This window comes from Mesorhizobium sp. P160219 (assembly GCF_057786095.1).
Genome location: NZ_JBYNWG010000001.1, coordinates 2,942,774 through 2,956,854, shown reverse-complemented (window position 1 = coordinate 2,956,854; position 14,081 = coordinate 2,942,774). Strand labels below are relative to the sequence as shown.

Below are 14,081 nucleotides of genomic sequence, written 5' to 3'. Positions count from 1 at the left end.
GAGCAGGCTGGCGGCACTGGAGAATAGACGCTATTGTTCATCCCGCATTGGGCAACGGGGATGGGGTAAAGATGAGGCCGAAATATTCGGGAAAAACGACTGCGTCGGTACTTGCAGTCTTGCTTATATTTGCGGTACCCGGCGTTGGCGCCGCGGCATCGCTGGCGGGAAGCAAAGGCGACATCCATTTCTATCCGTATTTGCCGAAAAGCCCGAAAGACCAGTGCACCATGGCTTACAACGCCTATGTGGCCGCCGGCGGCCATTCGGCCTATGCGACCACGCCCTATGCCCGGATCCGTTCGTTGTACATCATCTGCGGCTCGGGCTTGAATGCACCGTCACAGAAGGCTGCCGAAGAACGGGCGATGAAATCCTGCGAGTCCGCCCGCAGCCATTACAAGGTCATTACAGGGGCGGGCTGCGAAGTTGCGGCATCGAAGTAGGCCGACAAGCATCGGCTTGGGCATTTTTCAAATGGGCGGCGCAAGATGAAATCGACACGCATCAAACGAATTACTGTATCGATGCTTGCCGGCCTGCTCGTATTTACGGCACCCGGTATCGGAGCGGCTGGATCGCTGGCGGGCAGCAAGGGAGACACCCGATTCTGGCCTCCGTTGTCACTGAATCCAAAGGAGCCCTGCACGAAGTCGTACAACGCCTATGTCGCGGCGAGTGGCCACTCGGCCTACGCGACCACATTCTACTCGCGCGTCGACGATCTTTACATCATCTGCGGTGCGCGGCTGAACGCGCCATCTCAGAAGGCCGCGGAAGAGTTGGCGTTGCGAAGCTGTCAGGTTGGCCTGAAAAAGTGGAAGGTTCAGACCGCGAGCGGCGGCTGCAAAATCGCGGCTTCGAAATAGGCTCATTCCTGCCAGACCGGCGCCGCCCGAGACAAACCCGGGAGGCTCCATGTTCGCCAAGATCCTGATCGCCAATCGCGGCGAGATCGCCTGCCGGGTGATCCGCACCGCACGTAGGCTCGGTGTGCGCACGGTTGCCGTCTATTCCGACGCGGATTCCGAGGCTCTGCATGTCGAGATGGCCGACGAGGCGGTGCATATCGGTCCCTCGCCCGTCGGCGAAAGCTATCTGCGCGGCGACAGGATTGTTGCGGCGGCGCTGGCGACCGGCGCCGAGGCCATCCATCCCGGCTACGGCTTTCTCTCGGAAAACCCCGATTTCGTCGACCAGGTGGTGGCGGCGGGATTGATTTTCATCGGCCCGTCGGCTGCCTCGGTCCGCGCCATGGGTCTGAAGGACGCGGCCAAGCGGCTGATGGAAAAGGCCGGCGTGCCGGTGGTGCCGGGCTATCATGGCGAGGCGCAGGAGATCGTGCTGCTGGCGTCCAAGGCGCGTGAGATCGGCTATCCCGTGCTGATCAAGGCGCGCGCCGGCGGAGGCGGCAAGGGCATGCGCCGCGTCGAACATCCCGAGCATTTTTCGGAAGCGCTGTCAGGCGCACGGCGCGAGGCCAAGGCCGCGTTCGGCGACGATCGCGTGCTGGTCGAAAAATATGTCGACAAGCCGCGCCACATCGAGGTCCAGGTGTTCGGCGACAATTTTGGCAATGCCGTGCATCTCTATGAGCGCGACTGCTCGGCGCAGCGCCGCCACCAGAAGGTGATCGAGGAAGCGCCGGCGCCCGGCATGACGCCGGCGCTGCGCAAGGCGATGACGGAAGCGGCGGTCAAGGCCGCCAAGGCGATCAGCTATTCGGGCGCCGGCACCATCGAATTCATCGTCGACGCCTCGCAGGGGCTGAAGGCCGACCGTTTCTGGTTCATGGAAATGAACACCCGCCTGCAGGTCGAGCATCCCGTCACCGAAATGGTCACCGGCACCGACCTGGTCGAGTGGCAGTTGCGGGTAGCCGCCGGCGAAAAGCTGCCGAAGACGCAGAGCGAAATCACGCTTTCCGGCCACGCCTTCGAGGCGCGCATCTATGCCGAGGACGCGGCGAAAGGGTTTCTGCCGGCGACCGGCACGCTGCATCACCTGGCGTTTCCCGACAACGCGCCCGAAGGCGCCAGCATGCGCATCGAGACCGGCGTGCGGGCCGGCGATGCGATCTCGCCCTTCTACGATCCGATGATCGCCAAGCTGGTCGTCCACGCCAAGGACAGGCAGGCGGCACTCGATGCGCTCGGGACTGCGTTGTCGCAGACCGAGATTGCCGGCTCGACCGTCAACACCGCCTTTCTCGCGGCACTTGCCGCGAACACCGATTTTTCGGCCGGCGACGTCGATACCGGCCTGATCGGCAGGCATCAGGAAGCGCTGACCGCGGTCGCCCCGCCGCGCAGCGAGATCGTTGCCGCGGCGGCCCTTGCCGCGGCGGGCGCCGGTGCCTTGCCGCCGTCGAACGATCCGTGGTCGTCGCTTGCCGGCTATGCGCATTTCCACAGCATTGCGCGCCGCACGCGCCTGCGCCATGGCGAGGACGATATACTGGCGCGTGTTTCAGTGCGGCCGGACGGGCGCTTCGAGGTGGCGCTGGACGCGCCCTATGACAGCGTCAATTCGCATGATCTTCGCGCCGCCCCTCGCCTTGCCCGCTGGCCAGGCCACGTCACCGTCTTCGAAGGCGCGGTCGGCTACAGTTTCTTCGTCCCGGATCCGCTGGCGCGCACCGACGAGGCGGCCGCCGCTTCCGGCAGCCTGCGCGCGCCGATGCCAGGCGTGGTCAAGCTGGTGCGCGCGGCAAAGGGCGAAAGGGTGATCAAGGGCCAGCCGCTACTGATCCTGGAAGCGATGAAGATGGAGCACACGATCGCGGCCAGCCATGACGGCGTGATCGCGGAAATCGCCACCGAGGGCGCGCAGGTCACCGACGGAACGGTGCTGGTGCGCTTCGTTGAAGAGGCTGCATAGCCGGCTGGAGGCTTGAACGAAAAATGGCCAGGACAAGCCCGGCCATTTCCTTGAGTACGCGGACGATTACTGCGCGATTGGCGCGTATTTGCCGTCATGCCACTGGTTGATGTCGTAGCTGGCGTTCTTCAGATCGCCCTTCTCATCAAAGGTCACGTCGCCGACCACGGTGCTGAAAGGCGTGCCGTTCTTCAGCGCTTCGGCTACCTTGACCGGATCGTCCGTTCCGGCGCGCTTGACGCCCTCTGCAAACGCCTGAACGACGGCGTAGGAGAACAGCGTAAAGCCTTCCGGCACGAAGCCGCCCGCCTTGATCTTGGCGATGGCCTCCTTGGCTTCCGGCTTGGCCTGCGGGTCCGACGGGAAGACGAACAGGGTGCCTTCACCGGCGGGGCCGGCGACCTGCCAGAATTCCGGCGAGGCGATCGAGTCCGGCATGATCAGCTGGAACTTGACGCTCTGCTCGGCCGACTGACGCAGGATAAGCCCGGCTTCCGGGTGATAGCCGCCGAAATAGACAACGTCGGCCTTGAGGTCCTTCAGCTTGGTGACGAGAGCCGAATAATCCTTCTCGCCGGCATTGATGCCTTCATAGTCGATCTCCTTGAGGCCACCGGCATTCATCGTCGCCTTCACGGCATCGGCAACGCCCTGACCGTAGGCGCTCTTGTCATGCAGGATAACGACATTCTTGCCGGCATATTTCTTGGCGATCCACGGGCCAATGAAGGCGCCCTGCGCGTCGTCACGCGTATAGAGACGCATGATCGTCGGCCAGCCGGCCTTGGCGGCGGCATCGGTCAGCTCGGGATTGGAAGAGGCCGGGCTCATCATCAGCGCGCCGGCCTCGGCGTAGACGGCGGAAGCCGGGATGCTCGAACCTGAACAGGCATGGCCGTCGATAAACTTGACGCTGTTGGCAACGATCCGGTTGGCCACCGAAACCGCCTGCTTGGGATCGCACTGGTCGTCCTCGATGTCGAGCTTGATCATCGAGCCGTTGACACCGCCGGCGGCGTTGATCGCGTCGGCGGCTGCCGTTGCGCCCTGCTTGAACTGGTCGCCGATCGTGGCGAGCTGTCCGGTCATCGGGCCGACCACCGAAATGGTGATGTCATCGGCAAAGGCAACCGGCGCGCTCATCATCAGGCCAAATACGGCCGCGCTCAAAATACCCGTTTTTTTCATGGTGATAGAACTCCTCCCACACTCGCGCAGCCGCTCTGGCCGCGCTTCTTTCCGAAGGCGGGACAATTTCATCCTTCATTGGGCCTGTCTAGGCGCATCGGCGCCGCTCGATTGGGCCTCATCAACGCAAAAAGCCACGCCAGCCTGTTCCGGCCGGTCGTGGCTTTTTGCTCGTAGCAGTCCCCATGCGCCCCCGCGCCACGAAAACCTGCCCGCCGTCCCCATTGTGCACGACTGGACCGTGCCGGCCTGCCGCGTTCTTGTTCTTTCATGGTCGGCCGTCTTGTCGCGGCCTTGTCGTTTCACCGGTTCCGACCGTCTTTGCGGTCTTGATCCCGGGGCTTCCCTGTTTTCGATAATCTGCCTGCGATAATCTGCTCGCGATCTCAGTGCATCGTCATCCATTCGCGGGCTTCGCGCAGCGCCTTGGCGATCTCGACCTTGGACATTGCGGCCGACAGTTCCGAGCGCAGTTCCGCGGCGCGGACCGAGCCCTTGATGGCGGCGATGTTGAACCATTTGTGGGCGGCAACGACATCGGTCTCGCAATCGCGGCCGGTCGCATACATCATGCCCAGTTCGAAAAGAATGTCGGCCTGGGCAGTTGCCCCCATGGCGCCGAAGCCGGCTTCAAGCATTTCAAAACGTGCCATTTTAGTCCCCTGTCTGGCTCCCGAGAGCGGGCCTCTTCTGTCCCCCGGTGTTCCCTGGGGAGCCGCTCTTTCGATGCTTCCGAGAATGAGGCCGAGCCTTGAATCCGTCGTTAAATGGCGTGCTTAATTTGGAGAAAACAAAGCTAAAACAAGAGGTAAACGCGGAAATTCGTTAAGGATACAAAGTCAGCAATCCCGCCGTTTTTCGATCGATTTGACGAAAATTTGCAAGGCGCCGATCAACACTCTGCTAACCACGCAAACCAAAGCCAACGCCTCGATCGTTTCATTTTCACGGGCTGCGCTCTCCCGACCCCGCATGAAAATTGCGAAACCTTCCGTCGCGGCACGCTTTTGTTTTGCCGGGAGCTGGATTAGCTTACGTTTGCGTAAGCGGCAGAGAGGCGGCTGCCCCATCTAAACCAGGGAGGACAGATATGTTTCGCAAAGTGAGCTTGGCCCTGGCGGCCGCCGTGATGATGGCTGGTGCGGCTTGGGCCGATCCGATCGAAGGCAATTGGAAGACACAAGCCGGCGACACAGCAGTAATCGGCGGCAGCGGTTCATTCTCCATCACGCTGAAGACCGGCAAATATGCCGGGAAGACCATCGGTTCGCTCAAGGCGGCCGGGGGCAACAAATATGCCGGCAACATCACCGATCCGGCAAACGACAAGACCTATTCGGGCAAGGCAACACTGTCGGGCACCTCGCTCAAGATGAGCGGCTGCGTGCTCGGCGGGCTGATCTGCAAGAGCCAGACCTGGCATAGACTTTAATTCTGCAGAGTGGTATTCGGCGGTCTTCCAAGGCAACAAGGGAGACCGCCTAGCCATGCTACAGCCCCGCGAACTTAAGGGCCGCAACGCGATCTCGTACGCCCGCTGGTCATCAGGCAAGCAGGCGCAGGGCGATAGCCTAGCTCGACAGACCAAAAATGCCGAGGCCTTCTGCGCCACATTCGGCCTCACCCTCAACAAGCAGTTGAAGGACGAAGGCGTGTCAGCCTTCAAGGGTGGCAACCTCGACCTTGAGGCCAGCCTTGGGCAGTTCATTGCCGATGTGAAGGCAGGGACCATCCCAAGCGACACAGTTCTCCTCTTAGAGAACCTCGACCGCTTCTCGCGCATTCATCCCATGGATGCCCAACCGGTCCTGGCGGACTTGCTTAAGACCGGCCTCACCTTGGTGACCCTGCAAGACCAGAGGGTCCACACCTATACCGATTACCGCGCCAACTTCGCCAGCCTCATGATGTCGCTCATGTCCATGCAGGCCGCCTATGAGTACAGCGCCAAGCTGTCGCATCGGGTGGGCGAGGCGTGGTCCCGCAAGGCCGAGAAGGCCCGTGCAGCTGTCGCAAGCGGCGGGGCAAGGATCAAGGTTGCAAAGGTCCCCTTCTGGATTGACCGGGAGACCAACGAGTTGAACGCACGGGCCGAAGACGCGCTGCTTCTCTTTGAACTGGCCAAGGAAGGGCACGGCCAGCAATCCATTACGCAGATGCTGAACACGCGCGGCATTCCCTCTCCTTCTGGAAAAACATGGGCGCAAGCCGTCGTAGGCGAAGTCCTCCGCTCTCCAGCCGCCTATGGATGCCTTGTCCTCAAGGGCGAGGAGGTGCCGGGCTATTTCCCCGCGCTTATCAGTGAGGCGGAATGGCTGGCTACCCGACAGCGCACCAAGGCCCGTCGACACAGCCGACAGGTAGGGCGGACATCAAATCTGTTTTCTCGCATGGTCCACTGCGGACACTGCGGCTCCCCGATGGTCCTCACGTCGTCCAGGAAGGGCGGTGCGGTATGGGGTTATTTCACCTGCACGGGAAAGACGTTCAAGCGCACGGGATGCACCGCACCCAACTGGCGCTATGACCAGTTCGAGCAAGTGATGATTGACCGGATTGGGTTCCTAGCCATTCCTACACCGCAAGACCAGACGGCTCCCGATCTCTCACAGGAAATTGAGGAAACTATAGGTGCCCTTGAGGCCAAGCGCGAGAACGCCCTTGCTGGTGCCCTCGACGCTGAAACCGCCGAAACTCGCAAGGCCTTCTCAGGGAAGGCGGATGAACTCACCCGCCAGATCGAGGCCAAGCGTCGGGAGATAGTAGCCATCCGCGAGAATGACGCGAGATACCGTGAGAGTGCGGCGGCTGTGGTGGACTTTGAAATGGACCAGGACGAAATCAGGCGGCTCGCTGACGAAGACCGGAAGGGAGCCCAAGGGCTCATCTCCAGCCTCGTAAAGCGCATCGAGCTTGAGAGCGACAGCAAGACCCTCAGGCGGGCGGTTGTCACCATGCGAAGCGGCTACAGCCACGCCCTTGTTTTCGACAGCACAGGGGAGCCGGGTGGTTAGGTTGCCATACTGCACATACTAATTCATCAAAACGGCCCCAATTGTTTGACTTCGTTGGGTTTTCTGGAGTGGTCCGTAATTACCCACCCATCTAGAACAGAGAAGACTCGAAAGCGTGGGACGATTAGGGGCCCATACTGAGAAGAAAACGCCTTCCATTAGCGCGAGCTTAATTCGCAATGCCGAGACATACGAACGCCTGAACGGGCGTGTCCTCACGCCTGCTCCCTGTTTTTGCCTTGGTGGTCCCTTCTGATCGCCGGCATCTCATCTACATCTTGCGCTACAGCGCCGCACATAAACAACATCTAGGAACCCATGACCTATACCGCGTCGGCGGAGATCACCGCGACCATTGACGCTATGCGCGCCACTCCCATCAAGGCCTCACTAGCTGCCACGTTTCCAACCCATGGACGCCATTGGGGCCGCCATTCTCCCCTGCCCGTCCGCATCACCCGCGCCGCGCGCCGTCTTGCCTACGTCGGCGGAATGGTGCCGGAAGGATGCAGCCAAAAAGACATGGAAAGGGTCCGATGCAACCACCGCATCTCTGTCGATGCGATCAAGGAAATCCTCGGGACACTCTGGTCCTTCCGGCTCCTCGGGTGGCTCCCTTCGGACACCGTCTATCTGGATTACGAACAGATCACCGAGACCGTGACCGCTGGCACCCGTCGCCCCAAAGACACCCAAGACCTCATGCCGGACTGGTTCATCCGCCGTCACACGGTCGATGAACTCAAGGCATTTCGAGACGGCAAGGACGCATAGGACTGGGCAAATTGCCCATGTAGCGTTGCCCATGCCACCTCCCCTGACCCTTTATCTGATGAAGGGCTGCCTTGCCCGTGTAGCGTTGCCCTGCCACCCCTCAGCCCCCTCATCTGACGAGGGGTCACACGCTATTTCTCAATCTTTTCCATGAAAGGTTCCAAATGACGGAACAGATAACCACCCCCGAGGCCCTCCGGTTGATCCGACTGGCTCTCGAAACCAACGGGTCCACGCCACCCCCTCCTCTCCCGACGCACCTCGACCTCAAGGGACCCATCGGTCCCACGCGCGTCACTTCAATGACAAGCGTGTTCCAGCCCCGCGAACTCGATGGCCGCAAGCTGGAGGGCGAGCGTCACATTGAGACCCTCATGGCCGCTATCGGCTCCCCGTCCAATCCCACCTACCTCGACCCGCTTGTTGTCTGGTGGGGTGGTGACCGCTGGTTTGTGATCGATGGCCATCACCGTCGCCATGCCTATCTCCGGGCAGGCGTTCACAAGCGCATCCCGGTTGAAATCTTCGAGGGGACCCTTGAGGAGGCCTTGGCGTTCGCCGTCGAGGCCAATTCCAAGGACCGTCTGCCGATGACCCTTGCCGAGAAGCTGGACCGAGCATGGTTCCTCACGGTCACCACAGACTTATCCCGCGACCGCATTCGCCGCAGTTGTTCCGTAGCGGATGGCACCGTCAAAAACATGCGCAAGGTCCGTGATGCCCTCGGAGAGACAGGTGCATCCCAAGAGCATCTCATGTCCCTCACATGGCAGGAGGCCCGTGACGAGTTGCAGGGTTTCGCGCCCAAGGAGCCGACACCCGACTGGCGTTCCAAGCTGGTCGCCGATTATGAACGCCGTCTCCGCAAGACCTTCGGCTCCCAGTTGTTCAAGAATGCCGACATCCTCGCCGAGGCTCTTGTGGTTCTCGATAAGCGTTTCCCCGAGTGGCTCCTTGAGGCACCCGCGTTCAGTGAGCATGTCGCGGCCAACCTAGATCGCTTGATCGAGGAACGGGACAATCCAGACTATTGAGCCCGCTTGGCATTTTGCCCATGTAGCGTTGCCCAGTTCGTGAGCCTTGGGCAAACCGCTAGGCAACACACAACTTCACGCCTCCCTCGCGGAGGCTCTCCACATCCAACCACATAGGAGGTCGCTATCTGCGATCTAGGTCTTACCCTCGGCATCGCTGCCGGGATCGCTAATGCTGCGGGTCAGGCATCTGCCGCCGCTGCCAACTCCAAAAACATCCAACAGCGCTACAATGTGGCTCAGGCTTCCAACGAACATGACTTCGTTATCAAGGCCAATGCCGCCAACAAGGAAGGCTATCAGGCCACCCTTGAGGGTGATCGCGCCAAGTCAACCGCCATCACCTCGGGCGTTGGCATGAATGGCAACACCGCTGGCCTCCGGCTGGCCGAACAGTCCCGCCAATCCGCCTTGTCCATAGCCAACGCCAGGGACCAGCGGGAGGGGGCAAAAGCCAACTACATCATGCAGGGCAAGGCTGACCAGCTTGGGGCGCAGGACGCACTCAACAAGCAGCAAATGAACCCCATGACCACGTTCTTGGACGTCGCCACATCGGGTCTCAAGAACTACGGCGCATTCCAGTAGACCCCAAGGAACCCGATGGCATCTCCCGTCACCTCGGGCCCCCCCCGCGATTGGCGCGTGGGTGCCCAATCTGTTTTCAACGCTCGGCAACTTCGCTGCCGCCAAGTCACCAACGAGACCAAGCCTTGCGACTGCCCCGGCTGCACCCGGAAACGCTGCGGAGTCTCCCGTTACTGTGGTCCTCATAGGGACGCTGCCAGCAAGCGGGGTGATCCCTTGGCCCGTCTTCCCTCCCGCAACGAACTGGCCATCTTCAAGAAGGCGATTGACCTGTACATGCAGACGGACCCTAAGTTCGCCGCGCGTGTGGGGGTGGACCTCAGGGGCCTTGAGAACCGCATGGTTCTCCCTCCGTCCTTCTGCTTGAGTGTATCTGACCTCCACTCAAAGCTGCCCCAGATCGCAAAGGCCAAGGGTCTCCTCGCCAACTGGCAGCACAAAGACCACCGTACCTATACCGAAGCGATCATTCACGCGCTGGCCCTCATCGGGTGGATGCATCTCTACTTCCATTCCGGACAGGCCGGGGGCCTCTGGGAGAACCGCAGCCGGTTCCTTGAGACCCGCGCGGGTGCCCTCCTGGGGGACTTCCGCAAGACCATCGGCACAACCACGCTGGTCAGGAAGGCCTCAGGGGCAACCCATCGCCACCTTGGCCGCGACTTCGTACGTCACGCCCAGCAGACACATGGCAAGGACTTCTGGTCCTCGGCTGTCTCCACCAACGACGGTCATTTAATGACCCTCCTCGATTACACCCGAATGGCCCTTAAGGCCGCGCAGCTTCTTTAGGAAACCCGCTATGTCCAATTACTTCGACCACACCGCAACCGAAACCATGCGCATGCCCAACCCCATGGACGACAGGTCCGGTTGGTCCCCCACAAGTAACCCCAACTACGCCAGCGGCTCCGCTACCGGTCCTGCCCCCGAGGGCAAGATCTTTGTTGCCGGTCTCAACACCTATGTCGATGCCGACATTGCCGAACAGCTTGGCCTCGCCGGGTCCCTAAGAAATTCTGAGGGTCAGACCCATGACATGGTCCACACCCGCAATGAAGCGGCTTTCAATCCTCTTGCGATTCCGGCTGGCGACGATCCGCTCGAACACATCGACATCGACGAACTGTCAGACGAAGACCTTGAGGCACTCCAGCAAGAGCTTGAGATTGAGACCGACGACCTCGAGCCATCACCGTCCGAAACTCTCGACCAGATTGCCGAGTGCTTCACGCCTGAGGCCTTCGAGGCTGGCGTTGATGCCATGGTTGAAACGGGCGACTTCAACGACACGTTGGCCCGTCTCTCTGAGGCCACCGGGTTGGACGAGGCCACAGCGTCAACTCTTGTCGAGACAACGGTGATGGAGGCAACCCCAATTGCAGCCGCACAGATTGGCGGCGAGCGTTGGAGTTCAATGCTCTATGCGGCCACCAGGACCGACGACAGCTTGGCCCGGCGCATCGTGTCGGATGTGGTGACTGGTCGGTTGGACCCTGCCCGACTGGCGAACGCCTATGACATCTGGTGGCAGTCGCTGCCCGATGCCGACTGAGCGAGGGCAACCCATGCTCGGCTACATCGCTACCGCTTATGCGGTCACTACCCTAACCGCGACTTTGCTCGCCGTACTCCAATTCTGAATTTTGAAAGGAACCCACCACAATGGCAAAGAAGCCAATGACCCGCGAGGAACTCCTCGCCCAACTCGAGACCCTCGACAATTCCACCGAGATCAGCAAGCTCAATGCCGAGGTGTCCCGGCTGAGCGAGGAGAACGCCTCTCTGGTCGCCCAGCGCCAGGAACTAGAGCGCCAGCTTAAGCATGAACGCGAGGCCCTCCAGTTAGTCCGCGAGGCCGTCCGCAAGGTTGACGTTCGGACACGGTCCCACGGGGCAGACAGGCCCGGCCATGCCGAGCTTGCCGCAGCTGCCGAACGCGCTGGTCGCATGGAATGGGCAGAGGTGCAGCTTGGTGTCCAAAAGGGCACCCACGATCCCGCAACGGGGCTGCCCTATACCGCTGAGACAAAGCCGCAGCGCAGTTTGATCGCTGGGGCGCCAAAGGTAACTCAAACGGAACTGGACTCATTCTTTCCGTCTCTCAGCGGCCTTGAAATCGACGTGACGGCCAACGCCGACGCTCTGCTCGATGCCGACCTAGCCGATCATAAGAACGCGTTGGAGATTGCCACCGCAGAATAACGAACAATACAGTTCCCGCGCTTCTCCCTGCCCCCCTTTCGTATCTCAAATTCGGTTTGAGGGGGTGGGAGGGCGCGCGGGGGTCCTTTAGGTGCCCATGGTTTTCGTCACGGTGAATGCAGGGGCAGCGATCAATCTCTGCGGGGTAGTGGCCGCGTCAGGCCTGCCCGCTTCCTGAGGACGTGAAATGCCTTCAGGATGATCTTGTCCTCCTCTGCTTCAGATGTTTCAACTTTCTCCTCGAAGGACGCCTCCTCGGCGTGGAAGTCATGCGCTCTCGATGGCATGTGCTTCCATCCCCACTGACATGCCTCCCAGTGGCTTTCGCAGTTCACGACACGCTGTTCGATAGCTTGTCCGTGCTTCCCGAAAAATACGATTTTGTAGCTAGTCATGGTCTCGGCTTTCCAAAGCTTGGCTTGATTGCCGATGCCCATTTTTCATAGATCGAAGATAAAAAAAATAGGCTCCTACGGAGACATTCCGGTAGCGGAGAGGTTCCGCTAGTGGAGGCAAATGCAGGGGATCATGTAGCGATGTCACGCAACTGTTTGGCAGCAGGGCTAGAGCCGTATCGAACTTCACCGCACGCAGTTCTGGCGTAGGCTTGGCCGAGCTTTCGGCCGCCAGCCATTTCTCGTGGATCGAAGTACGCGGAGACAGATTCGCGGGCTTCCAAGCGGCGAGGCCACGGTTTGCGGTCTATAAGGATGGGCAGAGCGACCGCTGCTCGAGTCCGGCTCTTTATGGTGTTGCCGTCAAGCGTGAAACCAACTTCGGTGACCGTCACGGCGAAATTACTCAAGTTCACCACCTCAATCGAGAACATCATTTCACCAGCTGGAACTCCTATCGCGTACGCGGGCTTGACACGTAGTCGGACGCGACCCGCACTGATCGCCTGCCATGTGTTCATAATCCCTAGCCCAGCGCCCAGAAGCGCCACACCCATTGTGATTGCGTTGTTCCAAAAGACAGTGTCCATCAGCCCCCTCCCCCAAAACTATCAATCCTAAGCGAATTTGCCTGGGAAGGGCCAGATCGCTCTGTCACTCCATGTCCGGGACATCGCCACCCAGAAAGAGTATAGGATGCGTTGCGAGCGGTGCGGCAAGAACGATTTCATGCACGCCGAGACTCAGAACCCGTCGGCAAGTGAACGGCAGGGCATCCGAGTAAGGCGGCTCGCGGAAATCAAGTTGATACGGCGGGTGGTCTGGCGGGATGAAAACTGAATGCTCAAGGTTGACCGCACCGCGAGTTGGGGGCTCGCCGCCCCCCAACCGGCTGGCCGGTGAAATGGCTTGGAAACTTGGACTCTGCTATAGCGTCGGGACTCAGGAAATGCATTGAGTACAGACATTCATCTTGAAACAACCATTGCGGAGGTGCGCTGGTGTCGACAAAGCAGTTCATTGCACTTCTCACCTCGCACGTGGCTGGCGACGAAGATCAATTCATGTCGATAGCCCTACAGGTGGCTGCGCAAGAGGCACGAGATGGCAACACTGCAGACGCCGAGAAGCTGAAGCGGCTCGTCCAGCGTATGCGCGAGCGCGGGACCAACCCGCCAAAGGGCCAATCGGTAATCCCCCTCGCACGGCCACGAGCAGAACTTCAAGAGCTTGTTCAAAGCTCCTATCCGAAGACTAGACTTGATAGCATGGTGCTGGCCGATAGCGTTCGGGCTCGGCTCGACCGTGTGGTGCGGCAGCAGTCGGAACGGGCCCTGCTGCGCAACCATGGGCAGGTACCTGCAACCCATCTTCTACTAGTGGGCCCGCCTGGCACCGGAAAAACGATGACAGCTTCCGCCCTTGCTGGTGAACTCCGCCTTCCGCTTTTCACCGTCAGACTTGATGCCCTCTTTAGTCGCTTCTTCGGCGAGACGGCTGGCAAGCTTCGTCTCCTATTCGACCAAGTTGCGAAGACAAGGGCGGTCTATCTCCTTGATGAATTTGATGCGATGGGCACAAGCCGTGGTGATACCAACGATGTGGGCGAAATCCGACGGGTGCTCAATTCGGTCCTGACCTTCATGGAGGAGCCGAACGCGACAGATAGCCTTGTTGTGGCGGCAACCAATCACCCCGAGATCCTCGACAAGGCTCTGGCAAGGCGGTTCGATGAGATCGTTGAGTATGACGTGCCCGATCACCAAGCAGCCCGCGCGATCCTCGCCCGTAGGCTTGGGCGGCTAAAGATGACGGCAAAGGCGTGGGCTGAAATAGCGAGCGCTTCAGAGGGCTTGAGCCAAGGTGAGTTGGTCCGCGCGGCTGATACCGTCGTTAAGGATGCGATTTTGGGAGGGGCTGAAACCCTTTCGGTGTCGGCGCTTCGTGCGGCACTCAGCGACCGCATTGCATTCAAGGGACGACTGAAGGCCTATCGCTGATAG

The 14,081-nt window shown here is 60.4% G+C and carries 16 protein-coding genes; 12 read left to right on the top strand and 4 right to left on the bottom strand.

Going from position 1 to position 14,081, the window contains the following annotated elements:
* Positions 1-71 precede the first annotated feature (71 nt).
* Genes AC3EMP_RS14175 through AC3EMP_RS14165 form a run of 3 tightly spaced genes read left to right on the top strand, consistent with a single transcriptional unit; the run spans position 72 to position 2,880 of the window.
* Positions 72-446, top strand: a complete 375-nt coding sequence (locus AC3EMP_RS14175; RefSeq protein WP_023670207.1) for a hypothetical protein — start codon at positions 72-74, stop codon at positions 444-446.
* A gap of 45 nt (positions 447-491) precedes the next feature.
* Complete coding sequence (locus AC3EMP_RS14170; RefSeq protein WP_023684512.1) at positions 492-869, top strand: hypothetical protein; 378 nt, start codon at positions 492-494, stop codon at positions 867-869.
* A gap of 49 nt (positions 870-918) precedes the next feature.
* Positions 919-2,880 (top strand): acetyl/propionyl/methylcrotonyl-CoA carboxylase subunit alpha, encoded by a 1,962-nt coding sequence (locus tag AC3EMP_RS14165; RefSeq protein WP_352497135.1) that lies wholly within the window; start codon positions 919-921, stop codon positions 2,878-2,880.
* A gap of 66 nt (positions 2,881-2,946) precedes the next feature.
* Here AC3EMP_RS14165 and AC3EMP_RS14160 read toward each other — a convergent pair whose 3' ends face one another.
* Together AC3EMP_RS14160 and AC3EMP_RS14155 are read right to left on the bottom strand one after the other, a co-directional pair.
* Positions 2,947-4,068 (bottom strand): ABC transporter substrate-binding protein, encoded by a 1,122-nt coding sequence (locus tag AC3EMP_RS14160; protein ID WP_023687260.1) that lies wholly within the window; start codon positions 4,066-4,068, stop codon positions 2,947-2,949.
* Positions 4,069-4,454: 386 nt separating this feature from the next.
* Entirely contained in the window at positions 4,455-4,721 is a 267-nt protein-coding gene (locus AC3EMP_RS14155; RefSeq protein ID WP_006199745.1) for an SEL1-like repeat protein, read from the bottom strand.
* Between the two features lie 437 nt (positions 4,722-5,158).
* On the opposite strand from AC3EMP_RS14155, the gene AC3EMP_RS14150 reads away from it, so the two are divergent.
* From AC3EMP_RS14150 to AC3EMP_RS14115, 8 genes are all read left to right on the top strand, one after another.
* Entirely contained in the window at positions 5,159-5,500 is a 342-nt protein-coding gene (locus AC3EMP_RS14150) for a DUF2147 domain-containing protein (RefSeq protein ID WP_352463379.1), read from the top strand.
* 55 nt (positions 5,501-5,555) lie between these two features.
* On the top strand, positions 5,556-7,082 hold the full coding sequence (locus AC3EMP_RS14145; RefSeq protein WP_352712901.1) for a recombinase family protein: 1,527 nt from the start codon (positions 5,556-5,558) through the stop codon (positions 7,080-7,082).
* Between the two features lie 318 nt (positions 7,083-7,400).
* Positions 7,401-7,856 carry a hypothetical protein gene (locus tag AC3EMP_RS14140; protein ID WP_352712899.1) on the top strand — a complete coding sequence of 152 codons (456 nt, stop codon included), beginning with the start codon at positions 7,401-7,403 and terminating at the stop codon, positions 7,854-7,856.
* A gap of 164 nt (positions 7,857-8,020) precedes the next feature.
* Positions 8,021-8,890, top strand: a complete 870-nt coding sequence (locus tag AC3EMP_RS14135) for a ParB/RepB/Spo0J family partition protein (RefSeq protein ID WP_352712897.1) — start codon at positions 8,021-8,023, stop codon at positions 8,888-8,890.
* Between the two features lie 234 nt (positions 8,891-9,124).
* A complete protein-coding gene (locus tag AC3EMP_RS14130) occupies positions 9,125-9,478 on the top strand; it encodes a hypothetical protein (RefSeq protein ID WP_352712895.1) in 354 nt (117 codons plus the stop codon).
* A 216-nt stretch (positions 9,479-9,694) separates the two neighbouring features.
* Positions 9,695-10,270: a hypothetical protein gene (locus AC3EMP_RS14125; RefSeq protein ID WP_352712893.1), complete on the top strand. Its 576-nt coding sequence runs from the start codon at positions 9,695-9,697 to the stop codon at positions 10,268-10,270.
* 10 nt (positions 10,271-10,280) lie between these two features.
* The gene (locus AC3EMP_RS14120; protein ID WP_352712891.1) at positions 10,281-11,033 is read left to right on the top strand and encodes a hypothetical protein; all 753 of its coding nucleotides are present in this window, start codon (positions 10,281-10,283) and stop codon (positions 11,031-11,033) included.
* 110 nt (positions 11,034-11,143) lie between these two features.
* A complete protein-coding gene (locus tag AC3EMP_RS14115; RefSeq protein ID WP_352712889.1) occupies positions 11,144-11,683 on the top strand; it encodes a cell division protein ZapB in 540 nt (179 codons plus the stop codon).
* A 131-nt stretch (positions 11,684-11,814) separates the two neighbouring features.
* On the opposite strand, the gene AC3EMP_RS14110 is transcribed toward AC3EMP_RS14115, so the two are convergent.
* Positions 11,815-12,120 (bottom strand): hypothetical protein, encoded by a 306-nt coding sequence (locus tag AC3EMP_RS14110; protein WP_352712888.1) that lies wholly within the window; start codon positions 12,118-12,120, stop codon positions 11,815-11,817.
* Positions 12,121-12,209: 89 nt separating this feature from the next.
* A complete protein-coding gene (locus AC3EMP_RS14105; protein ID WP_352712886.1) occupies positions 12,210-12,668 on the bottom strand; it encodes a hypothetical protein in 459 nt (152 codons plus the stop codon).
* Positions 12,669-13,079: 411 nt separating this feature from the next.
* On the opposite strand from AC3EMP_RS14105, the gene AC3EMP_RS14100 reads away from it, so the two are divergent.
* The gene (locus AC3EMP_RS14100; protein WP_352712884.1) at positions 13,080-14,078 is read left to right on the top strand and encodes an AAA family ATPase; all 999 of its coding nucleotides are present in this window, start codon (positions 13,080-13,082) and stop codon (positions 14,076-14,078) included.
* Positions 14,079-14,081 lie beyond the last annotated feature (3 nt).

Excerpts from the sequence above, each read along its gene's own strand:
- AC3EMP_RS14175 (WP_023670207.1), top strand. The coding sequence starts at position 72 with ATGAGGCCGAAATATTCGGGAAAAACGACTGCGTCGGTACTTGCAGTC.
- AC3EMP_RS14170 (WP_023684512.1), top strand. The coding sequence starts at position 492 with ATGAAATCGACACGCATCAAACGAATTACTGTATCGATGCTTGCCGGC.
- AC3EMP_RS14165 (WP_352497135.1), top strand. The coding sequence starts at position 919 with ATGTTCGCCAAGATCCTGATCGCCAATCGCGGCGAGATCGCCTGCCGG.
- AC3EMP_RS14160 (WP_023687260.1), bottom strand. The coding sequence starts at position 4,068 with ATGAAAAAAACGGGTATTTTGAGCGCGGCCGTATTTGGCCTGATGATG.
- AC3EMP_RS14155 (WP_006199745.1), bottom strand. The coding sequence starts at position 4,721 with ATGGCACGTTTTGAAATGCTTGAAGCCGGCTTCGGCGCCATGGGGGCA.
- AC3EMP_RS14150 (WP_352463379.1), top strand. The coding sequence starts at position 5,159 with ATGTTTCGCAAAGTGAGCTTGGCCCTGGCGGCCGCCGTGATGATGGCT.
- AC3EMP_RS14145 (WP_352712901.1), top strand. The coding sequence starts at position 5,556 with ATGCTACAGCCCCGCGAACTTAAGGGCCGCAACGCGATCTCGTACGCC.
- AC3EMP_RS14140 (WP_352712899.1), top strand. The coding sequence starts at position 7,401 with ATGACCTATACCGCGTCGGCGGAGATCACCGCGACCATTGACGCTATG.
- AC3EMP_RS14135 (WP_352712897.1), top strand. The coding sequence starts at position 8,021 with ATGACGGAACAGATAACCACCCCCGAGGCCCTCCGGTTGATCCGACTG.
- AC3EMP_RS14120 (WP_352712891.1), top strand. The coding sequence starts at position 10,281 with ATGTCCAATTACTTCGACCACACCGCAACCGAAACCATGCGCATGCCC.
- AC3EMP_RS14115 (WP_352712889.1), top strand. The coding sequence starts at position 11,144 with ATGGCAAAGAAGCCAATGACCCGCGAGGAACTCCTCGCCCAACTCGAG.
- AC3EMP_RS14110 (WP_352712888.1), bottom strand. The coding sequence starts at position 12,120 with ATGGGCATCGGCAATCAAGCCAAGCTTTGGAAAGCCGAGACCATGACT.
- AC3EMP_RS14105 (WP_352712886.1), bottom strand. The coding sequence starts at position 12,668 with ATGGACACTGTCTTTTGGAACAACGCAATCACAATGGGTGTGGCGCTT.